Source organism: Klebsiella sp. 141203, assembly GCF_032601985.1.
Taxonomy (GTDB): Bacteria; Pseudomonadota; Gammaproteobacteria; order Enterobacterales; family Enterobacteriaceae; genus Klebsiella; species Klebsiella aerogenes.
The window spans coordinates 450,169-474,847 of record NZ_JAQIRL010000003.1; the positions used below are offsets into that span (position 1 = coordinate 450,169).

At 54.2% G+C, this 24,679-nt stretch carries 21 protein-coding genes; 9 read left to right on the forward strand and 12 right to left on the reverse strand.

The genetic code is table 11. From position 1 onward, the window contains the following. Positions 1-10: 10 nt before the first annotated feature. The 3 genes from hdcC to PGR29_RS14750 form a co-directional block, all read right to left on the reverse strand. Entirely contained in the window at positions 11-1,357 is a 1,347-nt protein-coding gene (hdcC, locus tag PGR29_RS14740; RefSeq protein WP_045373958.1) for a histidine-histamine antiporter, read from the reverse strand. Between the two features lie 332 nt (positions 1,358-1,689). After that, positions 1,690-2,274 carry a cytochrome b gene (locus PGR29_RS14745; protein ID WP_113372999.1) on the reverse strand — a complete coding sequence of 195 codons (585 nt, stop codon included), beginning with the start codon at positions 2,272-2,274 and terminating at the stop codon, positions 1,690-1,692. Beyond that, complete coding sequence (locus PGR29_RS14750) at positions 2,271-3,344, reverse strand: catalase family peroxidase (protein ID WP_316424763.1); 1,074 nt, start codon at positions 3,342-3,344, stop codon at positions 2,271-2,273. Before PGR29_RS14750 ends, PGR29_RS14745 begins: the two co-directional genes overlap by 4 nt. 480 nt (positions 3,345-3,824) lie before the next feature. Here PGR29_RS14750 and PGR29_RS14755 point away from each other — a divergent pair, with 480 nt between their 5' ends. The 6 genes from PGR29_RS14755 (at position 3,825) to PGR29_RS14780 (ending at position 10,524) form a co-directional block, all read left to right on the forward strand. Further along, positions 3,825-4,781 (forward strand): LacI family DNA-binding transcriptional regulator, encoded by a 957-nt coding sequence (locus tag PGR29_RS14755; RefSeq protein ID WP_316424916.1) that lies wholly within the window; start codon positions 3,825-3,827, stop codon positions 4,779-4,781. A gap of 116 nt (positions 4,782-4,897) precedes the next feature. After that, entirely contained in the window at positions 4,898-5,707 is an 810-nt protein-coding gene (locus tag PGR29_RS14760) for an inositol monophosphatase family protein (RefSeq protein WP_087859732.1), read from the forward strand. A 111-nt stretch (positions 5,708-5,818) separates the two neighbouring features. After that, the gene (locus PGR29_RS14765) at positions 5,819-7,177 is read left to right on the forward strand and encodes an MFS transporter (RefSeq protein ID WP_015703372.1); all 1,359 of its coding nucleotides are present in this window, start codon (positions 5,819-5,821) and stop codon (positions 7,175-7,177) included. 25 nt (positions 7,178-7,202) lie between these two features. Beyond that, positions 7,203-8,468: a histidine phosphatase family protein gene (locus tag PGR29_RS14770; protein WP_316424765.1), complete on the forward strand. Its 1,266-nt coding sequence runs from the start codon at positions 7,203-7,205 to the stop codon at positions 8,466-8,468. Positions 8,469-8,931: 463 nt separating this feature from the next. Then, positions 8,932-9,900, forward strand: a complete 969-nt coding sequence (locus PGR29_RS14775; protein WP_162750119.1) for a hypothetical protein — start codon at positions 8,932-8,934, stop codon at positions 9,898-9,900. A 15-nt stretch (positions 9,901-9,915) separates the two neighbouring features. Beyond that, positions 9,916-10,524: a hypothetical protein gene (locus PGR29_RS14780; protein ID WP_087859729.1), complete on the forward strand. Its 609-nt coding sequence runs from the start codon at positions 9,916-9,918 to the stop codon at positions 10,522-10,524. A gap of 346 nt (positions 10,525-10,870) precedes the next feature. Here the strand turns inward: PGR29_RS14780 and PGR29_RS14785 are convergent, their stop codons facing one another. Further along, complete coding sequence (locus PGR29_RS14785; RefSeq protein WP_020078001.1) at positions 10,871-11,527, reverse strand: epoxyqueuosine reductase QueH; 657 nt, start codon at positions 11,525-11,527, stop codon at positions 10,871-10,873. A 116-nt stretch (positions 11,528-11,643) separates the two neighbouring features. Then, positions 11,644-12,750 (reverse strand): nickel/cobalt efflux protein RcnA, encoded by a 1,107-nt coding sequence (locus tag PGR29_RS14790; RefSeq protein ID WP_316424767.1) that lies wholly within the window; start codon positions 12,748-12,750, stop codon positions 11,644-11,646. A gap of 118 nt (positions 12,751-12,868) precedes the next feature. Between PGR29_RS14790 and rcnR the strand changes: the two genes are divergently transcribed. Further along, complete coding sequence (gene rcnR / locus PGR29_RS14795) at positions 12,869-13,141, forward strand: Ni(II)/Co(II)-binding transcriptional repressor RcnR (RefSeq protein WP_015369853.1); 273 nt, start codon at positions 12,869-12,871, stop codon at positions 13,139-13,141. A 48-nt stretch (positions 13,142-13,189) separates the two neighbouring features. Here rcnR and potE read toward each other — a convergent pair whose 3' ends face one another. The 3 genes from potE to speFL form a co-directional block, all read right to left on the reverse strand. Beyond that, the gene (gene potE / locus PGR29_RS14800) at positions 13,190-14,506 is read right to left on the reverse strand and encodes a putrescine-ornithine antiporter (protein WP_015369854.1); all 1,317 of its coding nucleotides are present in this window, start codon (positions 14,504-14,506) and stop codon (positions 13,190-13,192) included. Beyond that, positions 14,503-16,701, reverse strand: a complete 2,199-nt coding sequence (gene speF / locus PGR29_RS14805; protein WP_113372992.1) for an ornithine decarboxylase SpeF — start codon at positions 16,699-16,701, stop codon at positions 14,503-14,505. The genes potE and speF overlap by 4 nt, the downstream gene beginning before the upstream one ends. A 263-nt stretch (positions 16,702-16,964) precedes the next feature. Further along, positions 16,965-17,069 carry a leader peptide SpeFL gene (gene speFL, locus PGR29_RS14810; protein ID WP_006819052.1) on the reverse strand — a complete coding sequence of 35 codons (105 nt, stop codon included), beginning with the start codon at positions 17,067-17,069 and terminating at the stop codon, positions 16,965-16,967. A 548-nt stretch (positions 17,070-17,617) separates the two neighbouring features. On the opposite strand from speFL, the gene PGR29_RS14815 reads away from it, so the two are divergent. Next, positions 17,618-19,168, forward strand: coding sequence for a peptide MFS transporter (locus PGR29_RS14815; protein WP_015369856.1), 1,551 nt, complete (start codon positions 17,618-17,620; stop codon positions 19,166-19,168). A gap of 134 nt (positions 19,169-19,302) precedes the next feature. Here the strand turns inward: PGR29_RS14815 and PGR29_RS14820 are convergent, their stop codons facing one another. The 4 genes from PGR29_RS14820 to PGR29_RS14835 are packed head-to-tail and all read right to left on the reverse strand — an operon-like array spanning position 19,303 to position 24,020. Then, positions 19,303-20,766 (reverse strand): MdtP family multidrug efflux transporter outer membrane subunit, encoded by a 1,464-nt coding sequence (locus PGR29_RS14820; RefSeq protein ID WP_410477035.1) that lies wholly within the window; start codon positions 20,764-20,766, stop codon positions 19,303-19,305. Between the two features lie 5 nt (positions 20,767-20,771). Then, positions 20,772-22,703 (reverse strand): FUSC family protein, encoded by a 1,932-nt coding sequence (locus PGR29_RS14825; RefSeq protein ID WP_316424770.1) that lies wholly within the window; start codon positions 22,701-22,703, stop codon positions 20,772-20,774. 9 nt (positions 22,704-22,712) lie between these two features. After that, positions 22,713-23,741, reverse strand: a complete 1,029-nt coding sequence (gene mdtN / locus PGR29_RS14830) for a multidrug transporter subunit MdtN (RefSeq protein WP_316424771.1) — start codon at positions 23,739-23,741, stop codon at positions 22,713-22,715. A gap of 6 nt (positions 23,742-23,747) precedes the next feature. Continuing rightward, a complete protein-coding gene (locus PGR29_RS14835; protein WP_015369860.1) occupies positions 23,748-24,020 on the reverse strand; it encodes a YtcA family lipoprotein in 273 nt (90 codons plus the stop codon). Positions 24,021-24,442: 422 nt separating this feature from the next. Here PGR29_RS14835 and yjdI point away from each other — a divergent pair, with 422 nt between their 5' ends. Continuing rightward, the gene (gene yjdI / locus PGR29_RS14840) at positions 24,443-24,673 is read left to right on the forward strand and encodes a 4Fe-4S mono-cluster protein YjdI (protein ID WP_015369861.1); all 231 of its coding nucleotides are present in this window, start codon (positions 24,443-24,445) and stop codon (positions 24,671-24,673) included. Positions 24,674-24,679 lie beyond the last annotated feature (6 nt).

The following is a 24,679-nucleotide window of genomic DNA, read 5'->3' on the forward strand; positions in this document are numbered from 1 at the left end:
GAATAAAATATTATTTTTGAAGGTAAAGAATATCCTGGCCTTTTTTATTACGTCCGGCCGCGACAAAAGAAAACAGAGGAATGGTTACCATCATCATAATGGTGCCCCAGAAAATGGAATCAGTACCCGAACCGAGCAGGGCGAATATACTGTAAATCATACCGATGACAGTCAGGACGCAATAAAACATAAAGCCACGTCCACGGTTGAGCTTTTTAGAAACCATGATGATAGGTAGCGCGATAATGGCATACATATAAGGCAGCAGGGAGGCAAATACCGACATCAGAATCACCACCTGGAACTGTTTGGCGAGATCGGGGGAAGCCGTCAGTAACAGCACCAGACTCATCAGAACGCCAGAAATAATCAGACCTTTCATCGGGACATCATTTTTATTGGTCTCGGCGAAAATCTGCGGAAATAACCCCTGTTTGGCCCCTGCGCGCGGGCCTTCTGACTGCAGGATCAACCAGCCGGAAATGGAGCCAAAACAGGCGATAATACTCAGCGCGGAGGCGATGTTGCCGGCCATATCGCCAAACATATAGCGTGCCGCATCGGCGAATGGGGCGGCAGATTTGACCAGTTCGGCGTGGGGAACCAGGCCCATGATAACGGTACAGCTACCGACGTAACATACGGAGGCAATCAGCAGACCATATACGGTTGCGCGAGGCACCGTGCGTTCAGGATTTTCCACCTGTCCGCTGGAAACCACGGCGGATTCCACCCCTAAGAAACCCCACAGCGCAATGGAGGCCGCGGAGACGATGGCTGAGCTGTCGCTGTTGCCCGTCCCGTTGTAGACTTCAGAGAACATTTTCGGGTCAAACCAGAACCAGCCGACAATGCCCACACCCAGCACCACGACCAGCATGCAGCTGGCGGTGAAGGACTGCGCGCGCCCGGCCGTTTTCGCCCCCAGGCTGCCTAAGGCAATAAATGCCCACAGAATCGCGATAGCGGTGATACAACCGTAAACCGGATTATGCAGCGCCGGGAAGAAGTAGCTCAGATAGCCGACCCCGGCGACGAGGAGCGCGACGTTGCCAATCCAGGCGCTGATCCAGTAGCAAACCGTCGTCTGAAACCCGATGAAAGGGCCAAACGCATCGCTGGCATAGGCCACGATCCCTCCTGCGCGAGGGGTAATGAGGCTGGTTTTAGCGAAAACCAACGCCAGCGCAATTACGCCAATAATAGTAAACAACCATCCCCATAGTGAAATATATCCCACTCCGGCGAGATTGGTCGGCAACATAAAAACACCGGAACCCATCATATTTGATGCGGTCACAAGGGTTAGTGCCGTTAACCCCATTTTTTGCGCAGTACCCGCGCTGACGCTTCCCATATATATCCCCTCTGTATTAAGTAAATGCTTACTTGGTTATTAAGCGCATTTTTTCACAGGGCAGGTGCGGGAATATGATCTACATCATTTTTTGAAAATGATATGCGCGAATATATATTAATTTCTGTATAGTTTTTAAACAGTGATTGGGTAATTCACTCCGTCCCCTTTTTTATTTAATCATCAAGGTCAGTGGTGGTTGTGCAATAAATAACGGACGGGCTAATTTTTATAGGCGGGCGCTACAGTGAGTGGCTGCTGATTTTTCGGATGCAAAAAATAAGGGGCAAAAGCCCCTTTATCTTTATTTCAACGCATCTTGTTATTAAGTTTCACCGCTCAGCAGGTGGTTTACTGGACCGGCTGGTACTTTTCGCCATGCTAGCAAACACGCCGTCGCGGAATATCCATGCGTGCACTAATGCCGCCGAGAGATGTAGCAACACCACCGCAAAGAGCAGTTTAGCTAACAGGCGATGGGCGTCGTGAAACCAGGCAAAAAGCGCCGGGCTGGTCGGGGTAATGGCCGGAAGGTTAAGTCCTTCAAACATAACTATCGGAACGCCCGCAGCCGACAGTTGCGCCCAGCCAAGCAATGGCATTGCCAGCATCAGCGCGTATAGCGCCCAGTGTGACGCTTTTGCCGCCAGCACCTGCCAGCGTGAGAGCTCCGCAGGAAGATGTGGCGGCCGGCTATAAAACCGGTTGGCCAGGCGAATGAGCGCCAGCAGCAAAATAGCGATCCCCAATGGCCGATGTACATCCACCAACCAAATGCGATGGTGTAATGAAGTCATCATCGCGGCGCCGATGAACAGCATGGCCAGGATCATGATTGCCATCAGCCAATGCAGATATCTCGCCAGAAGGTTGAAATGCTGCGGCGCGCGCCTTTGGTCAGGTTTATTCGATATCATTTAACCTCCTGTTTTTGCACGGCTTCGGTTGCTTTGCCGTAGCCAATTTCCCGTTCGCGACGGCTCCAGGAATGCGAATAGGCGCCAGAGCGCGCATTTAAGACGGGATCGTTAGAGACCTCTACTCCAGCAGGCACGATGGAGGGATCAAAGTTAACGTCACGGCAGGCGCCTTCGGCTTGGGCGACGAGTTGGGTGACTTTGAGCGTACCGGCGACGACCTGCTGGCGATCCTTTGGCCATGGCTGCGAAGGGTCATCCACCGCGTCGCCAGCTTGGGCGAGTTGCAATACCAAATCCCAGTAAATAGGATGCTGAGAAAGTCGCTGCTGTAATTGTTCGAACAGGAAGTTATGGTCGGCTTTCTGTCGCTGTTCATCAGCGATAGAGACAAATGGATCGTGCGGCCGCATCATCCAGCGTACGGGCTGGCGCTGGCGGTCAGCGTTCACAAGATAGAACGCGTTAATGCTGAAAAATGTCGCCCCGGCAAAGCCGCCTGGCGCTGGCTTTTGCGCCGCCCACTGCAAATATTTACCGGCTTCCGGGTAGGCCTGTAAAAATGCCGCGAGACGTTGCGGATCGGGCTTACCGGTGGCCGGGTCGACGGCGGTGGCCTTCTTCATGGCAAGAAAGCCCTCCGGGTTTCGCGTGGCGAAGTAGGGCTCGTTGTTCATTGCCATGCGCCATTGCTGTTGATCGTCCGTTTTCAGTAGCAGCGCCATGCTCAGGGTTTTCGTTGAATTATCAGCCGCGTGTGGATTACCTGCGCCAATGGAGAATCGCCCTACAACGGGGGTTTTCGACTGTGAAAAGAGCCGTGCGGTGGAATAAGAAACGGCTGGAGCGGCTGGCTCGAACGTCCCGGTAAAACAGATCCCTTTGCCGTGTGCCCGGCGAAACCCGGCAGGAAAAGGCTTGTCTGGATCGGGGACTAATGACTGGCTGGTGGTTCGCGAACCCAGCCAGCCTGAGGTCCAGGCGAATGCCGCCGCCGTTGCCCCGACGATGACCGCGATGGACGCCAGCGCGCGCCAGGTATTTGGGGATCGGAAATCCAGTTTTGACATAGACCTTTTCCTGTTATTAAGTTTTATTCCACATCACGCTTACTTTATTTCAAATAATGCAGTTAATATCGTGAAAATACAGGGGCATTATTGATATGTGGACGTTGTCGCTATATTTTTGTATGTGCTGGGGAAGATTGTGTTTATTATAATTTAGTTGGTTGTGTTTCTTCTTTAACCGCATTTTTATTCTTCATGAATTATCATGATAATAATTATAATTGGTGCGCGAACGAAAGAAACAATATCACGAAAAGTTTATACTTCTGTGCAGTTAACGTGATAATAAAAAATGTCATTATCCGCGCCGGATGACGGGCATCACCGACCCGATTCAGGGTATAGTGAAAGCCAAAGTGGTCTCGGAATACATTGCCTACAGCGTGACGAGGGTAATGTGTTGAGCTATATATCTATGTTGGATAAATTCACTGAAAAATCAAAGTGATGAACGATAAAAAATGGATTAAAGCAGAAGACGTGGCGAAGCTTGCCGGCGTTTCCCGTTCAGCCGTCTCCCGCGCTTTCACGCCTGGGGCCTCGGTGTCGCCGAAAACCCGCGCCAAAGTGCAGGCCGCCGCGGAAGCTCTGGGCTACCAGGTCAATATCATCGCCCGTACGATGAACACCGGCAGCAGCAACTTTATCGGCATCATCACTTCGGGGTTCGATAACCCTTTTCGCAGTAAGCTGCTGGCGCCGCTCATCCATCAGCTGGCGCTGCATGGATTTATGCCATTGTTGATGAACGCCGATGATCCGCAGCAGTTAGCCCCTTCGCTAAAACATCTTCTCAGCTACCACGTCGCAGGCGTCATTATCACTTCCGGCGCGCCGCCGCTGGAGTTGGCTGAGGAGTATCTTGCGCGAAAAATTCCCGTTACGCTTATCAACCGTCACGCTGAGCTTCCCGGTTGCGATCGCGTCAGCAGCGATAACGCGCTCGGCGGGAAACTGGCCGCTGAGCTGTTGCACGCAGGCCAGTGCCGGGACGTCGGTTTTATTGGCGAAAATCGTGACAATTTCAGTACCCGTCAGCGCTACGAGGGGTTTATCCACCATGCCAGCGGGATAGCTGTTACGCCGCATTTCTGCGAAACGGGCGGTTATCAGTCCGGTTTTGCTGCCGCTCGCCGGCTCGCCGCGGAAAGGCCAGGATTGCAGGCGCTGTTTTGCGCCACCGATATGCTGGCGATTGGGGCGATGGATGGGCTACGAGCGGATAATCCAGCGGCCGTCCTGCCGGCGATTATTGGCTTCGACGATATTCCCCAGGCAGAATGGCAGCCTTATCAACTTACTACTATCCAGCAGGACACCACGCTGTTGGCTTATCACGCGATGGAGATGCTGGTCAGCCGGATCGCCAAATTCAATCAACCTTCACGTCATCGTGAAGTTGCCGTGAAATTAATAATTCGTAATAGCGCTAAATGAAAAATTCGTTTTATGATGAATCGATCACAGAATTATCGCTAAAATCCATCCACACTCACTGCGCTCTTCGGGGCTTTTTTAAATAAAATTGCACACGTGTGCAAAAGGAGTAAATGATGACATCACTGGATTCCTCTGCGCTACAGGCCCGCTATCGCCTGGCCTGCGAGCTGGCGAAAGCGGGTGCCGAGCTGGCTTTCGAATATTATCAGCAGCGCGAGGCGCTGGCGGTAGAGCATAAGGGCAATGACCTACAGGACGTGGTGAGCGTGGCCGATAAACGCGTAGAAGCCTTTGTTAAGCAGCGCATTACTGACGCGTTTGCGGAGGATGGTTTTCTCGGCGAAGAGAGCGGTACGCAGATGCCGGACGCCAGGGTGCTATGGGTGGTTGATCCCATTGATGGCACCAGCTGTTTTTTGAATGGGCTGCATACCTGGTGCTTGTCGCTGGCGATCGTCGTTGACGGCGAGCCGGTGGTTGGCGTCGTCTACGATCCCAATCATCGTGAACTGTTCCACGCGCTACGGGGCCATGGCGCCTGGCTTAATGAGACGCCAATCCGCCCACATCCCGCAGCAACGGTCAAAGAAGGGGTGATGGGCGTCGGAACGTCGCATCGGGTGACGCCGGCGCAGTTCCTGCCTTTTCTTGACGCGCTGCTCAGCGATGGCGGCATGTTCATCCGCAATGGCTCCGGCGCGTTGATGAGCGCATGGGCAGCCGCCGGGCGCCTGATTGGCTACTACGAACCGCACATGAACCCGTGGGATGCCTTACCCGGGCTGGTGTTGATGCGCGAAGCGGGGGGAGTCGCCAACGACTTTCTGGCGCAAGAGGGGATTCGCCATGGTAATCCCCTCCTGCTGGCCAGCCAAACGCTGTATCCCCAACTACAAAAGATGATCCTTCAACCATTACATTAACCCTTACAGGTTCGGGCTGTTTCTGATTATGTACCCTACACAGTAACGATAACGACCCTCACGGACGAAGCACATCAATCAGTCAAGCCTCCGACCGTCGGAGAAACTATTATGTCTGGAATTATTCATTTTTTCCGGGCGTCGCCGCCGCAAGCGGGCGCCGCGTTTGATGAAAAACGTTTTCGCCGGGTACGTTGGCAAACGTTTATTGCTATGACCCTGGCCTACGTGACGTTCTACGTCTGCCGCTTATCGTTCACCGTGGCGAAAAGCGCGCTGGTGGAATTAGGCATTACCCCAACGGAATTGGGGATGATTGGCTCGACGCTATTCTTTAGCTACGCCATCGGCAAACTGGTTAACGGTTTTATCGCCGATCATGCCAACGTGGTGCGCTACATGAGCCTTGGTCTATTGCTCAGCGCCGGGATGAACCTGCTGATGGGCATGACCACCAATGCCATGCTGCTGGCTATCTTTTGGGGGATCAACGGTTGGGCGCAGTCGATGGGCGTCGGTCCTTGTGCGGTTTCGCTGGCGCGCTGGTACGGCTTTAAAGAGCGGGGAACGTTTTACGCCATCTGGTCGACGGCGCATAACATCGGCGAGGCCATGACCTACATGGTGATCGCCGCGGTGATCGCGGGTTTTGGCTGGCAAATGGGTTACCTCTCCACGGCTGCGCTCGGCGCCGCTGGCGTGGTGCTGTTGCTGCTGTTTATGCGCGATTCGCCACAGAGCAGCGGCTTTCCCTCCATTAACGTGATTCGTGATGAACCGCAGGAAGAGACTGAAGCGCGGGGATCGGTGTTTAAAAACCAACTGCTGGCATTGCGTAACCCGGCGCTGTGGACGCTGGCGCTGGCATCGGCATTTATGTATATCGACCGTTATGCGGTGAACTCGTGGGGGATCTTCTTTCTGGAGCAGGATAAAGCCTATTCCACCCTTGAGGCTTCAGGCATCATCGGCGTTAACGCGATCGCTGGTATCGCCGGGACGATCATCGCCGGCATGCTCTCTGACCGCTTTTTCCCGCGCAATCGCAGCGTCATGGCCGGGTTTATCAGCCTGCTGAACACCGCGGGTTTCGCCTTAATGCTCTGGTCGCCGCATAATTACTACACCGACATCCTGGCGATGATCGTCTTCGGCGCGACCATCGGCGCGTTAACCTGTTTCCTCGGAGGGTTGATCGCCGTCGATATCTCTTCACGCAAAGCGGCGGGGGCAGCGCTGGGAACCATTGGTATTGCCAGCTATGCCGGGGCGGGGTTGGGCGAATTTCTGACCGGGATCATTATCGATAAAACCGCGATCCTCGAAAACGGGAAAACGCTTTATGATTTCAGCACGCTGGCGTTGTTCTGGATAGGCACCGGATTGGGTTCCGCGTTACTCTGTTTTACCACCGCCGCCATCGTCGCCCGACGCCATGCCGTCGAACGGCAGACTTCATTCTCCTCATAACTGATTAATCGATAAGGAAGATTTTATGATGCCTGCAAGACATCAGGGCCTTTTACGCCTGTTTATCGCCTGTGCGCTGCCGCTGCTGGCGATGCAATCCGCCGTCGCGGCGAACTGGCAACTGGAAAAAGTGGTGGAGTTAAGCCGCCACGGCATTCGTCCGCCAACGCCCGGCAATCGTGAAGCTATTGAAGCCGCGACCCAGCGTCCATGGACTGAATGGACCACCCACGATGGGGAGCTGACCGGACATGGCTATGCGGCGGTCGCCAATAAAGGGCGCGCGGAAGGGCAGCATTATCGCCAGCTTGGCCTGCTGCAGGGGCAGTGTCCCAGCGCGGAGGATATTTATGTTCGCGCCAGCCCGCTACAGCGTACCCGGGCAACCGCGCAGGCGCTGGTAGATGGGGCATTTCCCGGCTGCGGCGTGGCGATTCATTATGTCAGCGGCGATGCCGATCCGCTGTTCCAGACCGACAAGTTTAGCGCGACGCAAACCGATCCCGTCCGCCAGCTGGCGGAAGTGAAGGCGAAAGCCGGCGATCTGGCTAAGCGTCGGCAGGCGCTGGCGCCGACGATCCAGTTATTAAAAGCCGCGGTTTGCCAACAGGATAAACCGTGCCCCATTTTTGATAAGCCCTGGCAGGTGGAGCAAAACCAAAGCGGTAAAACTACCATTAGCGGGCTGAGCGTGATGGCCAATATGGTTGAAACGCTGCGTCTGGGCTGGAGTGAAAACCTGCCCCTAAGCCAGTTGGCGTGGGGGAAGATTACCCGCGCCAGCCAGATCACAGCTATTCTGCCGCTGTTAACGGAAAACTACGATCTCAGTAATGACGTGCTGTACACCGCGCAAAAGCGCGGCTCGGTGCTGCTCAACGCGATGCTGGACGGAGTGAAAGCGGACGCCACGCCGAACGTACGCTGGCTGCTGCTGGTGGCCCATGACACCAATATCGCGATGGTGCGCACGCTGATGAATTTTAGCTGGCAGCTGCCGGGCTACAGCCGGGGCAATATTCCGCCGGGCAGCAGTCTGGTGATAGAGCGCTGGCGCAACAGCAAAAGCGGCGAACGTTATCTGCGCGTCTATTTCCAGGCGCAAAGCCTGGACGACCTGCGACGCCTGCATATGCCGGAGCGTCAGCACCCGATGCTGCAACAGGAGTGGCGTCAGCCTGATTGCCAGCAGACCAGCGTGGGCACGTTATGCCCGTATCAGTCCGCGCTGGAGGCCTTAGGTAAACAGATCGATAAAAGCGCGGTACCGCCGGTGAATATGGTTCTTTAATCAGCGCAAACGCCATAATCCTTAGCGGAAATAGAAGGAATATGGCGTATTGCTTAAAAGCGTTAGTGATTCGAGTAATAATTCCAGAGATATTGGTTTAATGGACGCATGGCACTAATTTCCTGAGAGAAAAAATAAGCAAGCCTCCTCTGAGTTTTGTTACGTCTTTATGTAATATGCCTTGGTTTTTTGGAATTTTTAGGAAAACATTTAGGTGCGCTAAGATTGTTCACAACTCAGGAGTTGGTTACCATTTAACTTCTCAAGGTAGTGCTCTGTAATAGTATAGATATTTACTTTAAAGAGTAGGGGGTTTTTAATATTTCAATTAATAACATATTGAAGAGGTTGGTAATAGTCATATTTATTGGCGGGCTAAATTGGGTTGGTGTGATATTGGTTTTGTTGGATTTTATGCCACCATTTTCGTGGGAGTAAGTTAAAGCTAAAAAGGATTTATGCAATGGTTGAATATTATTTTGGCCATGATGGCCTCCACAATATCTCTCCTTTTGATAGACCAGCAACATGGGGAGGGCCAGGTCCGGTTGATTTTAATTTTCATGATCTAGCAAAACAATTGGACTGTTCGCGGAATTTCAATCGAGTTGGTATTATTTATTCTAATGGTGTGAGCCAATGGTTGGTAAGACCCTCCCGGCGGATTGCCAATTCGGCCCAAAGCATAGCAAGTCATGTTATTGTCACAAAGGTTTGTGATATCTCACAAGAAGGTTCCACAAAAGCTATTGTTAAGACACTTCAGGCACCATCACTGGCCACCGAAATTACATCAACGGCACTTTCATGCGGAGCGGCTGTAATCACATTAGCCCTTGCTCTTACTGGAACGGCGATACTTCCCATTACGGCTGGAGCATCGGTGCTGGTAGCCGGAGTTATTGCTGCCAGCGGCGTAGCTACCGTTGGGCAATGTTTTATCGGTGCGGGAAGATTATGGACAATAAGTAGAGGTAGGGAAGAGCGTTTAGCATGGCTTGATTCGCAGGATTGGTATCTTACTACGACTACTATCCTTGATATCATTTCTCTTGCAGGTGCCGGAGCTGGGTTAGCGAAATCTATCGAAGTGTGGAAAACGATGAAAAAAATATCTTCAGCAGAAGCTTTATCATGGCTCAGAGGCCTAAGTAGATTTGAGCGTAAGCGGCTTACTTATGAAATCATTCGTAATGAAAATCCGGGAATATCTAACTCTGGCATAAAAGCTGCTATAGAAATGGGGCGTTATCCTAAACGATTTCCATCTGAAGCATTACAACGAACTCTACAAAGGGAGTTGATGCAAGTGATTGTTAACTCATCAGCATTTGCAGGAAGCGGCATTTCCGGAACTGTTAGAAATCCACACAATCTAAAAAAAACAGGACAATATGTGATTGGGATAATACAATCCTTTTCATTAACATAAAAATTGGTTGGCATAATGATTGAGCATATCAAAAAAAGCCTTGTGTTAAATATTGATGTGGAAAAAAATCTTGCGTCAATGAGTCCCCGACAACTTGAGGTGGTTAAGCAGCGTTTGACCGAATATATAGGGGCGAGAGTTGGTGGACATACGTTCAGTATTCCAATGGTGGGCGGAATACTATTTGCTATTTTTTGCTTTGTTATGCCGCAAATTACCGTGTGGGAAATTATTTTCAGACTTAATGGATGGCCTGATTATGCTATACTGGCTGCGGCTTTTCCCTCGGGAGTTTTGTATAGCATATTGATTTGTATTCCGGGGTTTCTTACTGCACGAGGCCGGTTAATAGGTCTGAAATCTTTTTTATGTGTCATTGCTGGGACAGGAATCATTGCAATAGCATTTTTTTTATTCGCTGTTATTACTTTCATTATGGGGGGAGGTGATGATGCGGGCGATCTCATCGGTGCTATTTTAGCGGTGTTTTTTATTGCGATAGGCATCAAATGCCTCAATACGGTTATGTTCACTAAAACAATCGCATTTTACTTACTAAATCGGGTCTCCCGCCAGCAAATAAAATTGCAACACTCATCAGGTAAATATTTTGGGTGTCGATGATTGTTCATATCTACGCGTCAGTTACTATTTGAATACTCAATGCGTGACGATATCATAGTCTGGATATTGACTTTAAGAGCGCGCTGTCATTATGTTTAGCTGTTAGATTATTTATCCCGGACTAGCAACGATTTCTTGAACAGCACGGGGTTGGGGTTTGCCGATGGGGATGCCGACCCCTCTTTCTTGTGGGTTTTGCTGACGTTGATGGTGATTGTGACCGTGGCGTTGAACTATCTCATCCGTAAGATTATGCCAGGAAATAGGGTATGAAATATATGTGAAGTTATTAAACAACGGACCTTTGCTGGCCCGTTATTTCTCCACATCATTCCCTTTTCTTCAGCTATTCACCTTCATCGCCATAATAGAGTTTGCCGATCTTAATTAGCGGTCGGCCCTGGGATTTACGGTGCAGATTGCTATCGCGCAGCGAGTAGACGCAGCCGCAGTACTCCTGCTGGTAAAAGCGCTCGCGCTTGCTGATATCGATCATCCGCGAGGATCCGCCCTGTTTACGCCAGTTATAATCCCAGTAGACCATGCCTGGATAATGCCCGGCGGCGCGCTCGCCGCAGTCGTTGATTTGCTGCATGTTCTTCCAGCGTGAAATGCCCAGCGAACTGCTGATAACGCTAAAGCCGTGCTCGTAGGCATAAAGCGCCGTGCGTTCGAAGCGCATATCAAAGCACATCGTGCAGCGCACGCCGCGCTCGGGTTCCCATTCCATCCCCCTGGCCCGCGCGAACCAGTTATCGGTGTCATAATCGGCATCGATAAACGGCACACCGTGTTTGTGCGCAAAACGAATATTCTCTTCCTTGCGGATTTCATACTCTTTCTGCGGGTGAATGTTGGGGTTATAGAAGAAGATGGTGTAGTCGATACCGGAGGCCTGAATCGCCTCCATCACTTCCCCGGAGCAGGGGGCGCAGCAGGAGTGGAGCAGCAGTTTATCGGCTCCGTTGGGCAACGTCAGCTGTGGGCGCTGGAACTCGGACATCAAGTCATTCCTGAAGTAAATACATCCAGCGCCAACTGTAGCATGTTGAAGGGCTGCTATCCTTCCCCAGAAATGTCAGGCCGCGCAACCTCACGCGGCGCTGAATTCATCTCAAATTAACCTCTCACGCCGAGATAACCGTGGATCGCCATATAGATCCCCACCGCGCCGATTAGCACGCTGGAAAAGTAGGGGGCCCGTCGGGCGAGCGTGTTAAAACCACTCCAGCGTTTGGCCACCTGGCGAACGCTTACCGCCGCGCCAACGCCGACGGTGACCAGCGTCAGCGCCAGGCCGATGCTGAAAGAGAGGACCAGCGTCGCACCTAAGGTCAGGGCTTTGAGCTGGATGCAGATAAGCAGTACGGTGATCGCCGCCGGGCAGGGAATCAATCCGCCGGTCAGGCCGAACAGTAAGATCTGCCAGTTGGTGACCTCCCGGCCGTCAAAGCGACGTTGAATATCGTTCGCATGGGCCCGCTCGTGGGCGTCCTGATAGGCCTGACTTCCTTCCTCAAGGCCGTCCAGTTCATGATGATGATGTTCATGAAACGCCAGATCATAATCGTGGGTATGGCGCTGGTGGCCGAGCGTCAGGCGTACGTTAAAGTCATGCGGTTCCGGGATGGTCTGCGCGGATTCTAAATAATCGCCTTTATCAACAAAAGAGAACATCTGCGCGAAGCTGCTCCCGCTGCGCCGTGTCGCCAGTGAGACATCGCTAGCGGCCCATCGGTTGCCACTTAGCGTGCGTATGCGCCAGCGCGGCGGTTCTCCTTCTTCGAAGATGGAAAGGGCGATTTTACCGTGGCCGGTGTCGACGATTTGCGTTTCATCATCATGATGATGCGCATCCCGATCCTGCATGGCCTGCAGCCAGTTACGTTCACCGCGCCAGGTGCGCCAGAACATCCATATTGCGGTACCGAGAATGATGAACGCGGAAACCAGCTGCAGCCAGGGTTCAGCCGCTTCGGCGGTAAATTTCTGGCTAAAATACATGCCGCCAAAGGCGATCAGCCAGACGATGGCGGTATGCGAAAGGGTCGCGGCGAGGCCCAGCATCACCGCCTGACGTACCGTGCCTTTAATGGCGATGATGAACGCCGCCATCATGGTCTTTGAATGGCCCGGTTCCAGGCCATGTAGCGCGCCTAACAGAATGGCGCTGGGAATGAAAAACCAGGCATTGCCCTGCTGAAGTAAAGGTAAGAAATCGTTCATAAGAAGAGAGTTGGTTGTCGTTGGTGAACGGGATTCTACTCCCCCCCAGTATAAGATACTACCCCCCAGTAGATTACAAACCTATAATTGAGGCATTGAGTTCGCCAGTGAGGTTAACGTGTCGCATACGATTCGGGATAAAAAGAAGCTGCAGGCCAGAGCCAGCAAGATTGAGGGGCAGGTGAGCGCGCTGAAAAAGATGCTGGATGAGCCGCACGAATGCGCCGCCGTGCTGCAGCAAATTGCCGCTATTCGCGGAGCGGTAAACGGGCTAATGCGTGAAGTGATCAAGGGCCATCTGACGGAACATATCGTTCATGAAGGCGATGAAGTGAAACGTGAAGAGGATTTGGACGTGGTGCTGAAGGTGCTGGATTCCTATATCAAATAGCGGCCACGGATAGCGCCGGCGGCGACAGACGCGCCGCCGGCTTCAGCATTAGCTGTGTTTGTTTTTCATCTCAAAACGCGGTGATACCAGGCCGTACAGCGTCCAGCCCATAAAGGTCACAATCGCGCCGTAGAGCATCGCCTCTTCGCCGGAGGAGTACAGCGCATAGAAGCTGTATACCGCACCGATAAAGGCAATCACGTTGGTGGATCGCGCTTTGCCCGGTTCCACATTGGCCATTTTCTGGATAATCGCCAGCGCGGCCATCGACAGAATGTACGGGATGATGTTAGTCACCACCGCCAGGTTAACCAGCACGTTGAACTGATTACTCAACGACGGGCTAATGGTCATCAGCGACAAGCCGGTTTGCAGGATAACGATGGTCAGCATCCCTTGAATCGGCGCGCCGGAAGCCGAGACGCGGGAGAAGATTTTCGGGAAGTAACCTTCGTCAGACGATGATTTAAAGACCTGCGCGATGGTGAACTGCCAGCCAAGCAGCGAACCGCAGCAGGACATCACCATCAGCCCCATAATCACTTTACCTACGCCAGGCGTGAACATCTGGGCAAACGCCAGGCCAAACGGCGCCGTGGAGTTAGCCAGGTCCATGTTCGGCACGATCCCGGCGATGACGTTGGTCGAAACGATATAGATAACCGCCGCGCCGAGGGTACCGCCGAGTACGGCGATCGGCACGTTACGTTCCGGGTTTTCGACTACATCGGTGTTGGCGCAAGCGGATTCCAGACCGAGGAAGGCCCACAGCGTCATGGCGATTGACGAACCAACGGCGCCGAAGAACGGCACGTGGTGCGGGTTCCAGGACTCGACGTACATCGTCGGGCTAAACCAGAACCAGCCGATGACGCACAGGCCGACGACCGGAATGATCACCCCCCATACGGTGATGCTACTGATCTGGCCGGTAATGCGCGCGCCGCCGAAGTTGGCTACGGTACAGATCCACAGTACCCCGATAGTCGCCAGGCCAATCTGTACCGGCGACAGGGTGGCGCCGAACAGCTCGGTGCCGTAACCCACCGCGGAGATAGCGATAGCGACGTTGGCGATCAGCAGCGAGACGCCGTAGGTATAGTTGGCCATAAAGTTGCCAGACTTGCCGAACGCGTACTCGGCGTAACCGCCCATCCCGCCCGATTTACGGCTGAACATCCCGCATTTGGCGAAGGCCCACGCCAGAGCCATCGATCCTACCGCCGTCACCAGCCAGGAGATAATGGAGATAGTCCCCACCTCCGCCAGCTTGGTGGGCAGCATGATGATGCCGGAGCCCATCATGTTGACCATGGTTAAGATGGTGAGCTGTACCACTCCCATCTTGTTACTGGATTTGCTCATACAGTTTCCCCTTTCAACAGCGCGCTTTGTTTCTCGCTTTCCGCGATGACATAGCACCAGACCTGTTTACGGCCATCGTGCTCCTGGATATAAACCCCCTGCAGTTCCGGCGCGAAGCCCGGCAGCAGGTTGATCCCTTCTTCCAGTGCGGTGAAGTACTGCAGCACTGCGCCGCCCCAGACTTCGCCCGGGACTACGCACAGCACTCCCGGCGGGTAAGGCAGGGCGCCTTCAGCGGCCACGCGGCCTTCGGCTTGCGGCAACGGCACCAAATCGACCTGGCCGCGCAGATAGGCGTAGTTAGCCTCTTGCGGGTTCATCACCACCCGTGGGAAGTGATCTTTACGGAACATCTCTTTTTGCAGCTGTTTGACGTTGTGACGGGCGTACAGGTCATGCATTTCCTGACACAGCTGGCGCAGGGTATAACCGGCATAACGTTCTTTGTGCTGGCTGTAGATAGACGGCAGAACTTCCTGCAGCGGCGCATCGGCGTCGAGCAGTTTATCGAAGCGCGCCAGCAGGGCGACCAGCTGCTGCAGTTTGGCCATATCTTCCGCTGGGGTCAGCAGGAACAGAATGGAGTTAAGGTCGCATTTTTCCGGTACCACGCCGTTTTCACGCAGGAAGTTGGCGAGAATGGTGGCCGGTACGCCGAAGGAGTCATATTCGCCGCTGGCGGTATTGATACCCGGCGTAGTCAGCAGGAGTTTGCATGGATCGACAAAGTACTGATGCTCGGCATAACCGTCAAAGGCGTGCCAGCGTTCGCCTGGGCCAAACTCGAAGAAGCGCAGGTCAACGGCGATTTGCGCGGTTTCATATGACTGCCATGGTTTACCATCGACCATTTTTGGCACAAACGGACGGATGTGCTTACAGCTTTCAAGGATCAGCTTACGCGCCTTGATGCCGTTCATGACGCAGTCCATCCACATGTTGCGGCCGCTTTCGCCTTCATGCATTTTGGCGTTGATATCCAGCGCGGCAAACAGCGGATAGAACGGGCTGGTGGAGGCATGCATCATAAAGGCGTTATTCAGACGCTTATGCGGAACGTAACGCTGCTGGCCTTTGATATGGCTGTCTTTTTTGTGGATTTGCGAGGTTTGGGAGAAACCTGCCTGCTGTTTGTGCACCGACTGGGTTACCAGAATGCCCGGATCGTTTTCGTTCAGCTCCAGCAACAGCGGCGAACAATCAGCCATCATCGGAATGAACTGTTCATAGCCGACCCACGCGGAGTCAAACAGGATGTAATCGCACAGATGACCAATTTTATCGACCACCTGACGAGCGTTATAAATGGTGCCGTCGTAGGTACCTAACTGGATCACCGCCAGGCGGAACGGGCGGGCATCCTGTTTCCGATTCGGCGCCACTTCACCGACCAGCTCGCGCAGGTAGCGCTCCTCGAAGCAGTGGGCGTCGATACCGCCGATAAAACCGTACGGGTTACGCGCGGTTTCCAGATAGACCGGTGTCGCCCCGGCTTGCAGCAGCGCGCCATGGTGATTGGATTTATGGTTGTTGCGATCGAACAGTACCAGGTCGCCCGGGGTCAGCAGCGCGTTGAGCACCACTTTGTTAGAAGAGGAGGTGCCGTTGAGCACGAAGTAGGTTTTATCGGCGTTAAAGACCTTTGCCGCATGCTGTTGGGCAATGCATGGCGCCCCTTCGTGGATCAGCAGGTCACCCATGGCGACGTCGGCGTTGCACAGGTCGGAGCGGAACAGCGTCTCGCCGAAATACTCGACGAACTGATTACCGGCCGGATGACGGCGGAAGAATTCCCCCCCCTGATGCCCCGGGCAGTCAAAGGCGCTGTTGCCCTGTTTAACGTAATCGACCAGCGCGCTAAAGAACGGCGGACGCAGTTCGGTTTCATATTTATGCGCAGCGGCTTCTAACTGGCGGCCGTAGAAGTCGTTACGGGTTTCGTCGTGTTCAAATACCCCCTGCACCGAAGCCATATATTCGGCTGGGACAACTTCTTCTTTATTAATAGCGATAAATACCGGGATGTTATAGCCGGTAGCCTTTAACTCATCGAGTTTACCGCATTCGATATCTTCCAGGGTTAATACTACCGCGGCCACATCAATAAAGTTGGTTTCGGTAGTATTGACAATATTACGCTGGGTAGAAAAACAGTTTGGACATGTACGGCTAACGGCAATTTTTAAATCAGTCATTGTTATCTCTTTATTTTCAGATAATAGCAGGCCCTCAATTTCTCGAATGAGAAATTGATTACGCCGGACAAAAGGTAATAGTCTGCCGCTGATATAATAAATATCAGTAGAGTACCTTTTGAGATGCAATAAACCCTACCAGTCCGGTGGCTGGTAAATAGCAGGATTTATTAGGGCGAGCGCGGTTAGCTACAGGCGAATGCCTGTATTAACAACAAAAGATGCAGGAAGACCTGTATGCTGAAGCGCCCGTAGTCGGAAGACTACCGGGCATTAAAGAAATGAAAATCGAAGCTGTTACGGTGAGCAAACATCATAATATGCGTTGTCCGCCTTATGTGTGGCATCATCCTGTTATTGTTTTCCATGATATACACCTTTCAAATGATTGACTGAAGGTATGGCATATTCTATATCCGGCTTAGACTTAATCTGTGACGCCGATCACTAATAGCCTCTCATTATGATATCAATAGCTGGTATTTTGATCTTATCCAACATTATTCACTGGTTTGTTGTTTATATGTAAATATATTGTGTTGCAATGTGGTTAAAATGAATAATGGCCGGTTAATCATTGCGTTATTTCAGCCATATGACGGAAATATGTCGTATACTCGGGACTTTCTGACTTCTACCCTCTTAACATTATGTTTATTAAGGATTAAGAGGTTCCTGTAGTACGAAAGAACGCTGTCAATCATTATCCCTTTATTGCCAACATAAAATCTGGGAAAAGAGAGCCTGGTCGAGTTTTCATCTAAAAGATATCGCCCAGGGGCTAGACAAAACCACCGTCTGGTTATCAAATGGTTAAATAAAATTAACGCCTGTGTGAATGATAGGCAGGTAGAAAAAATGGTCAATACGCTTTTCGGCATGACAAAGCGCTAAGATCGCCTTATTGGGAGAAGTTATGCATTCCTCTGTTAACAAAAATGAAAGCCGGACCTTCTTTGGTCACCCTTACCCTCTGGGATCGCTGTTCTTCACCGAAATGTGGGAGCGATTCTCGTTTTATGGCATTCGTCCGTTACTGATCCTGTTCATGGCGGCCACCGTCTATGACGGCGGTATGGGCTTAGCTCGTGAGAACGCGTCGGCCATCGTCGGCATCTTCGCGGGCGCCATGTATCTGGCGGCGCTGCCGGGCGGCTGGTTGGCGGACAACTGGCTCGGCCAGCAGAAAGCGGTGTGGTACGGCTCGATTCTGATCGCGCTGGGCCATCTGTCGATTGCGCTGTCAGCGTTTATGGGCAACAACCTGTTCTTTATCGGGCTGATGTTTATCGTGCTCGGTTCCGGCCTGTTTAAAACCTGCATCTCGGTGATGGTCGGTACGCTGTATAAGAAAGGCGATAGCCGTCGCGATGGCGGTTTCTCGCTGTTCTATATGGGTATCAATATGGGGTCGTTTATCGCGCCGCTGATTTCCGGCTGGCTGATTAAATCCCACGGCTGGCACTGGGGCTTCGGCATCGGTGGTATCGGTATGCTGGTGGCGCTGGTGATTTTCCGCCTTTTCGCGGTCCCGGCAATGAAACGCTACGACAGCGAAGTGGGTCTCGACTCTACCTGGAATAGTCCCGTCGCGAAGAAAAACGGCGTTGGCGCCTGGCTGCTGGCGCTGGCGGTCGGCGTGGCGGTGGTGATTACGCTGATTGCTCAGGGGGTGATAGTCATTAACCCGGTGGCGGTCGCCAGCATGCTGGTGTACGTGATTGCCGCGTCGGTGGTGCTCTATTTCATCTACCTGTTTGTTTTTGCGGGGCTTAACCGTAAAGAGCGCGCGCGTCTGCTGGTCTGCTTTATTCTGCTGGTTTCCGCCGCCTTCTTCTGGTCAGCCTTCGAGCAGAAACCGACTTCGTTTAACCTGTTTGCTAACGACTACACCAACCGCATGATCGGCGATTTCGAAATCCCGGCGGTGTGGTTCCAGTCGATTAACGCCCTGTTTATCATCCTGCTGGCGCCGGTATTTAGCTGGGCATGGCCGGCAATGGCTCGCAAAAACGTGCGCCCGAGCAGCATCACCAAGTTTGTTATCGGGATTCTGTGCGCGGCGGCGGGCTTCGGCCTGATGATGCTGGCGGCGCAGAACGTGCTGAGCAACGGCGGCGCCGGCGTATCGCCGCTGTGGCTGGTGGGCAGCATTCTGATGCTGACGCTGGGCGAACTGTGTCTGAGCCCGATAGGCCTGGCAACTATGACCCTACTGGCGCCGGAAAGAATGCGCGGCCAGATGATGGGGCTGTGGTTCTGCGCCAGCGCGCTGGGTAACCTGGCGGCGGGGCTGATTGGCGGCCACGTGAAGGCCGACCAGCTGGATATGCTGCCGGATCTGTTCGCCCGCTGCTCGACGGCGCTGCTGATCTGCGCCGCGGTGTTGTGCGTGCTAATTGTGCCGGTGCGCCGTATGCTGGAGAACAGCAAATCCGTCGAGCAAAAACCGGCGACCAATGCCTGATTGCGCAAGCGGTCAATGAAAAGCCGGCGCTGAGCGCCGGCTTTTTTATAGTAAGCAGAGTATGGAAACGGTAGCCCGGATAAGGCATAAGCCGCCATCCGGGGATTTCCCTGCTCGCGCTGCGCTTAGCAGGGTTACGGTTTTGCAGAACCCACCGCCGGACCGCGATAATCGCCGCCGAGGGCCTTAATCAGCGTGATATCGGTGCTAAGGCGCTGGGCCTGGATATCCAGCAATAACATCTGCTGGGCGATGGCCGGTCGCCGCGCTTCTTGTGCGGCATAGCGGCTTAACAGGCCGCGCTGGTGATGGGCGTTGGCGCTGCGGGTGGTGGCCATCGCCGCCGTCACCTTCAGCTCCTGCAGCGCCACCTGCTGGTTGAGATCGTTAAGCTGACTGGAGCTTATCGCCACGTCCCGTACCGCATCCAGCACTGCCTGGTTGTACTGCTTAATCAGGATATTGCTCGCCGTACGTACCGACTTCAGATTGGCGTTCAGGCGGCCGCCATCGAATATCGGCAAATACAGCCCCGGCAGCAGGTTAATCTGCTGGAAGGACGACTTAAACAGATCGCCGACGCTCAGCGCGTTATATCCCCAGAAGGCTTTAATATCAAAATGCGGATAAAAGGCCGCTTTCGCCGCATCGACCTGGCTCATAGAAGCGGTCACATAACCGCGCAGGGCCTGCAGATCCGGGCGACGCGCCAGCAATTCGAAGGAGAGTGAATCCGGCAGCGTTTCCTGCAACGCCGGCAGGGCGACCGGGTGGATCTCCGGCATACTCTGCGCGTCGGCGCCAATCAGCGCCCGCAACGTTTCACGGTACTGGGTTAGCGTGCCGCGGGCGGTAATCACCTGCTGCTGCGCGCCCAGCAGTTCCGCCTGCGCATTGGCGATATCGACGCTATCCTCCACGCCGCGTTGGGTGCGGTGTTCATGCGCCTGTACCGACAGCCGCGCTATTTCTTCTAGCTGCTGCAGCAGAACGATCTTCTGGAAGGTGGCCTGCATGGCGAAGTACAGCTGCGCCACGCTGCTGGCAAGGTCCAGTTCGATACCGGCGGTTTCCGCCTGGCGAGCGTTCTTTTCGCCAATAGCCGCCGCGACGCGGGCCCGGTCGGCACCCCACAAATCGATATTCAGCGTCGCGCCGACGCCCACGGTATTGAGCGTGTACCACGGGCCGTTTTTATCAACCGGCAGAGAATAGGAGTAGGGCCAGCTAAAGGATTTATCGGTTATACGCATCCGATTCTGCGCCGCCACGGCGGTCGCCTGCACGCCCATTGCCGACTGCGCCAGCTCGACGGTGGATTGCGACTGTGAAATGCGTAGCCGCGCCGCCTGCATGGTCGGCGAGTTTTGCAGCGCGCGGTTTACCAGCATGTTGAGCTGGGGATCGTGATACCCCTCCCACCAGCGGGCCGCCGGCCAGCCGCTATTCGCCAGGTGGATCACCTGCGCCAGCTGCGCCTGTTGCGGATTAACGATCGGTACTTCGCCAGGATCGTCCTGAATCAGCGCGCATCCTGTCAACAGGCTGATGACGAAGGCCAGCGGTGAGTAGCGCAGAAAACGTGCTGCGGCATTCATTTTTATCATGACGGTTCTGCCTGTCGCGTAAATTCAGAAGGTTTGTCTGACCAGTCCGGCAGGGTGGTCAGTAAAGCCGCCAGCGGTGCGCCGAACGGATTAGCCGGATCGACAACCAGCGGCGCGACGGGCGCCGTCGGCTGCTGACGTTCAATATCATCGGCATACGCCTGTAACTGTTCGGCGCAGCGGCTTAAGAAGGGATCTCCCGGCGCGGCGTACAGCCGGTAACCCTCGCTCAGGCGGACTATCTCCTGCGCCTGCTGCCAGGTGGCTTTGCTCGGCCAGGATTTCGCCTGCGGCCACGGATGCGCAAAAGTGCCCAGCGGCTCGGCGGCGACCCGATGCAGCAGCGTTTCGCTGGTAGTCAGCGCCTGGAACAGCGGCACCATCTGCGGCTTATCATCTTTTGTGCGCAGGAAGTCGGCTATCTGGCGATAGAGTTGCGCCAGCCGCGATTTGAGCTGCGGCGCTTCGCTATCCGGCCACAGATAAAGATGGACGATCGACGAGACCAGTACGCCGAGCAAAATACCGATGACGCGGTCGCGCAGTTCCGTCAGGTTGGTCAGTGGACCAAACCAGCTGAGGAATGCCAGCGAGAAGGTAAAGCCGATTTGGATCCCGGCGTAGGCAATACGCTCTGAGCCGGCGGCAATCCACGCCGAGAGCGCCATTACCGGCAGAACCATCGCCAGCAGGCCGACGATGGACTCGGTCCACGGTTGTACGAAGACGATCAACAATAGCGCCAGCAGCGTAGCGAGCAGCGCGCCGCCGATACGCAGCCAGGTTTTTTGCATCGTCGCTCCCAGCCCCGGCTGGGCGACAATCACGCAGCTCAGCATAATGGTGTGGATGCCCTGCCAGTCGGCGGCGGTATAGAAGACGTAGCACAGCAGCGTGGCCAGCAGGGTTTTCAGGGCGAAATGCAGATAAGCGGGATTGCGCCAGGCATCCGGTAGCAGCAGCGGCGACTTCTCGGCTTCGCCCTGCGGCAGGTCGATGCTTTCACCGCGCGCCAGCTTCGCCAGCACATCCGCCATCTCTTGTAAAATCAGCGTATTGGCGCCGCGATCATCAATGACCGGCGCGGAGAATGAAAACGGCGTACCCTCGTTCATCGACGGTGTCAGCGCCTGTAGCGCGGCGGCGATCTGCTGGCGCGCCGCGGCGTGGTCATCGCCCGGTTGCAGCAGCGCCGCGAGGTGATAGCAGCGCAGGGTGGCCGCCATCAGCGCCTGCCAGTGCGGCGGATCGGCGGCAATTTCCGGCGCCGCAAAGCGCGCCTGCTTAAACAATCCTTGCAACTGATTAAAACGCCCGGCGATCTCTTTGAAGGTCGGCGGCGCGGCGTTCTGCGTCAGTACGTCGGCGACCAGCCGTTGCATCACCACCAGCTGAGCGCGGAATTGATAGCCGGGAAAGGCCTGGCGAAAGCAGGCGTTGACCAGGAGCGTGACCAGCGTTGCGGTATTGATCGCCACCCAAAGCCACAGCAGCAGGCGCACCAGAACTTCACTTTGGCTGGTCATTGACGGGAAGGTCTGGGCATAAATCACCGCCAGCGCCACCACGAAAAACGCCAGCCCGAGTTTGCCCAGCACGCGCATCAGATACATCGCGCCAAAGAACAGGCATACCGAAGCGACCAGGCGAATCAGCGGGAAATCATAGGTCCACTTGATGATCAGCAGCACCAGCCCCAGCGCCACGCTGATGGTGACAAAAAACAGGACGCTGCCCAGCTTAATCATCAGGATGTTCGGCTGACTGACGTAAAACACCACGATCAGCGCTACGGCGAGAAACGGGATCTGCAGGGTCATAAACAGGGTGATCAGCACCGCGCAGCTCAGCGTCAGGCGCAGAGTATAGTTGGCCCGCCCCGGCGCGTCGGCGAGTTCCCGTTGCAGAAACAACCAGAAATTATGCATGCCGGACCCTTATTTCGCCTGCAGCACGGCGCTGGCGGAAGCGCCCATGCGGAACAGTTCCGGGTCGGGATCTTTCACCGCAATTTTGACCGGGAAGCGCTGCGACACATGTACCCAGTTGATGCTCTTCTGAATCACCGGCAGCCCGCCAATGACGCTACCGCCTTCCGGCAGTACGCCTGAGCCAACGGAATCGACGACGCCGTCAAAGGCGCGACTGTGGTTGGTCATCACCGTCACGGTTGCCGGCACGCCAGGCCGAACGTTTTGCAGGTCGGTTTCGCGGAAGTTCGCAATCACGTACCAGTGGTCGTTATCCAGCAGCGTGAAGACCGGTTTCAGGGCGGAAGCATATTGTCCGACGGTGGTTTTCAGGGCGATGACTACGCCGTTAAACGGCGCGCGAACTTCGGTGAACTCCAGGTGCAGTTCCGCAAGGGCGATTTGCGCGACGATCCCGGCGCGCTGCGCGACCATCGCATCGACGCCGGTGACCGCGGCATCAGCCTGTTTGGCCTGCAGCAGCGTGGCTTCCAGTTCGGCGCGGGCGGCTTTTTCCGCGGTGCGCGCCTGATCGAGATCTTCCTGCGCGGCGAATCCCTGCGGCACCAGCGGTTCCAGGCGGATACGGGTCGAGGTGGTCTGTTTCACCAGCGCCTTCGCACGCTCTACCGCGGCGCTCACTGATTGGGCGTTATACTGCTGGGCTTTAATGGTGCGCTGGGTCAGCATAATCTGCGCATCAAGCGCCGCCAGCCGTGATTTGGCATCGTCCAGCATCGCCTGGTAGGGGCGCGGATCGATGCGGAACAGCAGATCGCCTTTCTGCACCCGCTGATTATCACGGATCGGCATTTCAACGATCCGCCCGCTGACTTCCGGCACCACATCGATGGTGTCGGCGTAGACGTAGGCGTCGTTGGTTTCCGGCGAAGTCTGCAACTGCCAGATAACCACGATCAGCGCCACAATGGCGGCGAGGACGAGAGCCAACAAGGGCCATTTTTTCCGTAAAACGCTTGGGCTGGATTCAGTCATAGGTATTTAATGTGCGAAAAGAAGAAACCACAGAATAGTGGCAAATAGAAACATTAACGCCAGGTAACTTAATACCAGCGGGGAAAAGCGCGCCTGCCAGCCTTTACGGGCAATCAAGATATGGCAAGGGATCAGCAGTAATGCGCCGCCTAAAAAGCAGAAGAACCAGCCGGGGAATGCTGCGCCTAATACCGGTATGGCGGGGGATAAAGAGCAACCGGAGACCGCCAAAAGAAGTAATAACAATGCCGGGCGCGCCCGTTTTACAATTTGCTTCAAAGGAAGATACCTGAATGTTCATGCCATTGAACAATTGAGTTTATTCGTTTTTGATCAAATAAACCCTCATACACCGCCTAAATTATAGCGCTGATGGTTTGCTTAGCCGAGTTATGGTTATCCTCTGATAATAGTTTAATTTCGCGTAGGTATTAAAAAGTCGCTTTATCATTAGCGAAATAATTGAAATAGGGCGTTTCTCATTTCTCCATAGTCAGCGGCTATGCCGCGAGCTATTCTTAGAGCCTATCCCAGTAGGCGTAATTGGCGCAGCCAGTTTGAACACGGACAGCGCGCAGAAACCGGAGCGTACACGTAGTACGTGAGGATTTTGAGCACTGCCCAGGTTCAAAATGGCAAGCAAAATAGCCCTAATGAGATAGGCTCTTAGGTAAGTACAATAAAAATACCGAGGCAATGTCATGGATAAAGAACTACTGGAAGCGGGCTACCGGGCCTATACCGGCGAGAAGATAGATGTCTATTTCAATACCGATATCTGTCAGCACTCGGGTAACTGCGTGCGCGGCAGCGCGAAGCTGTTCAATCTGAAACGTAAACCGTGGATCATCCCCGATCAGGTGGATGTGGCGACGGTGGTCAAAGTGATCGATACCTGTCCCAGCGGCGCATTGAAGTATCGCCACAAATAAGCGAGG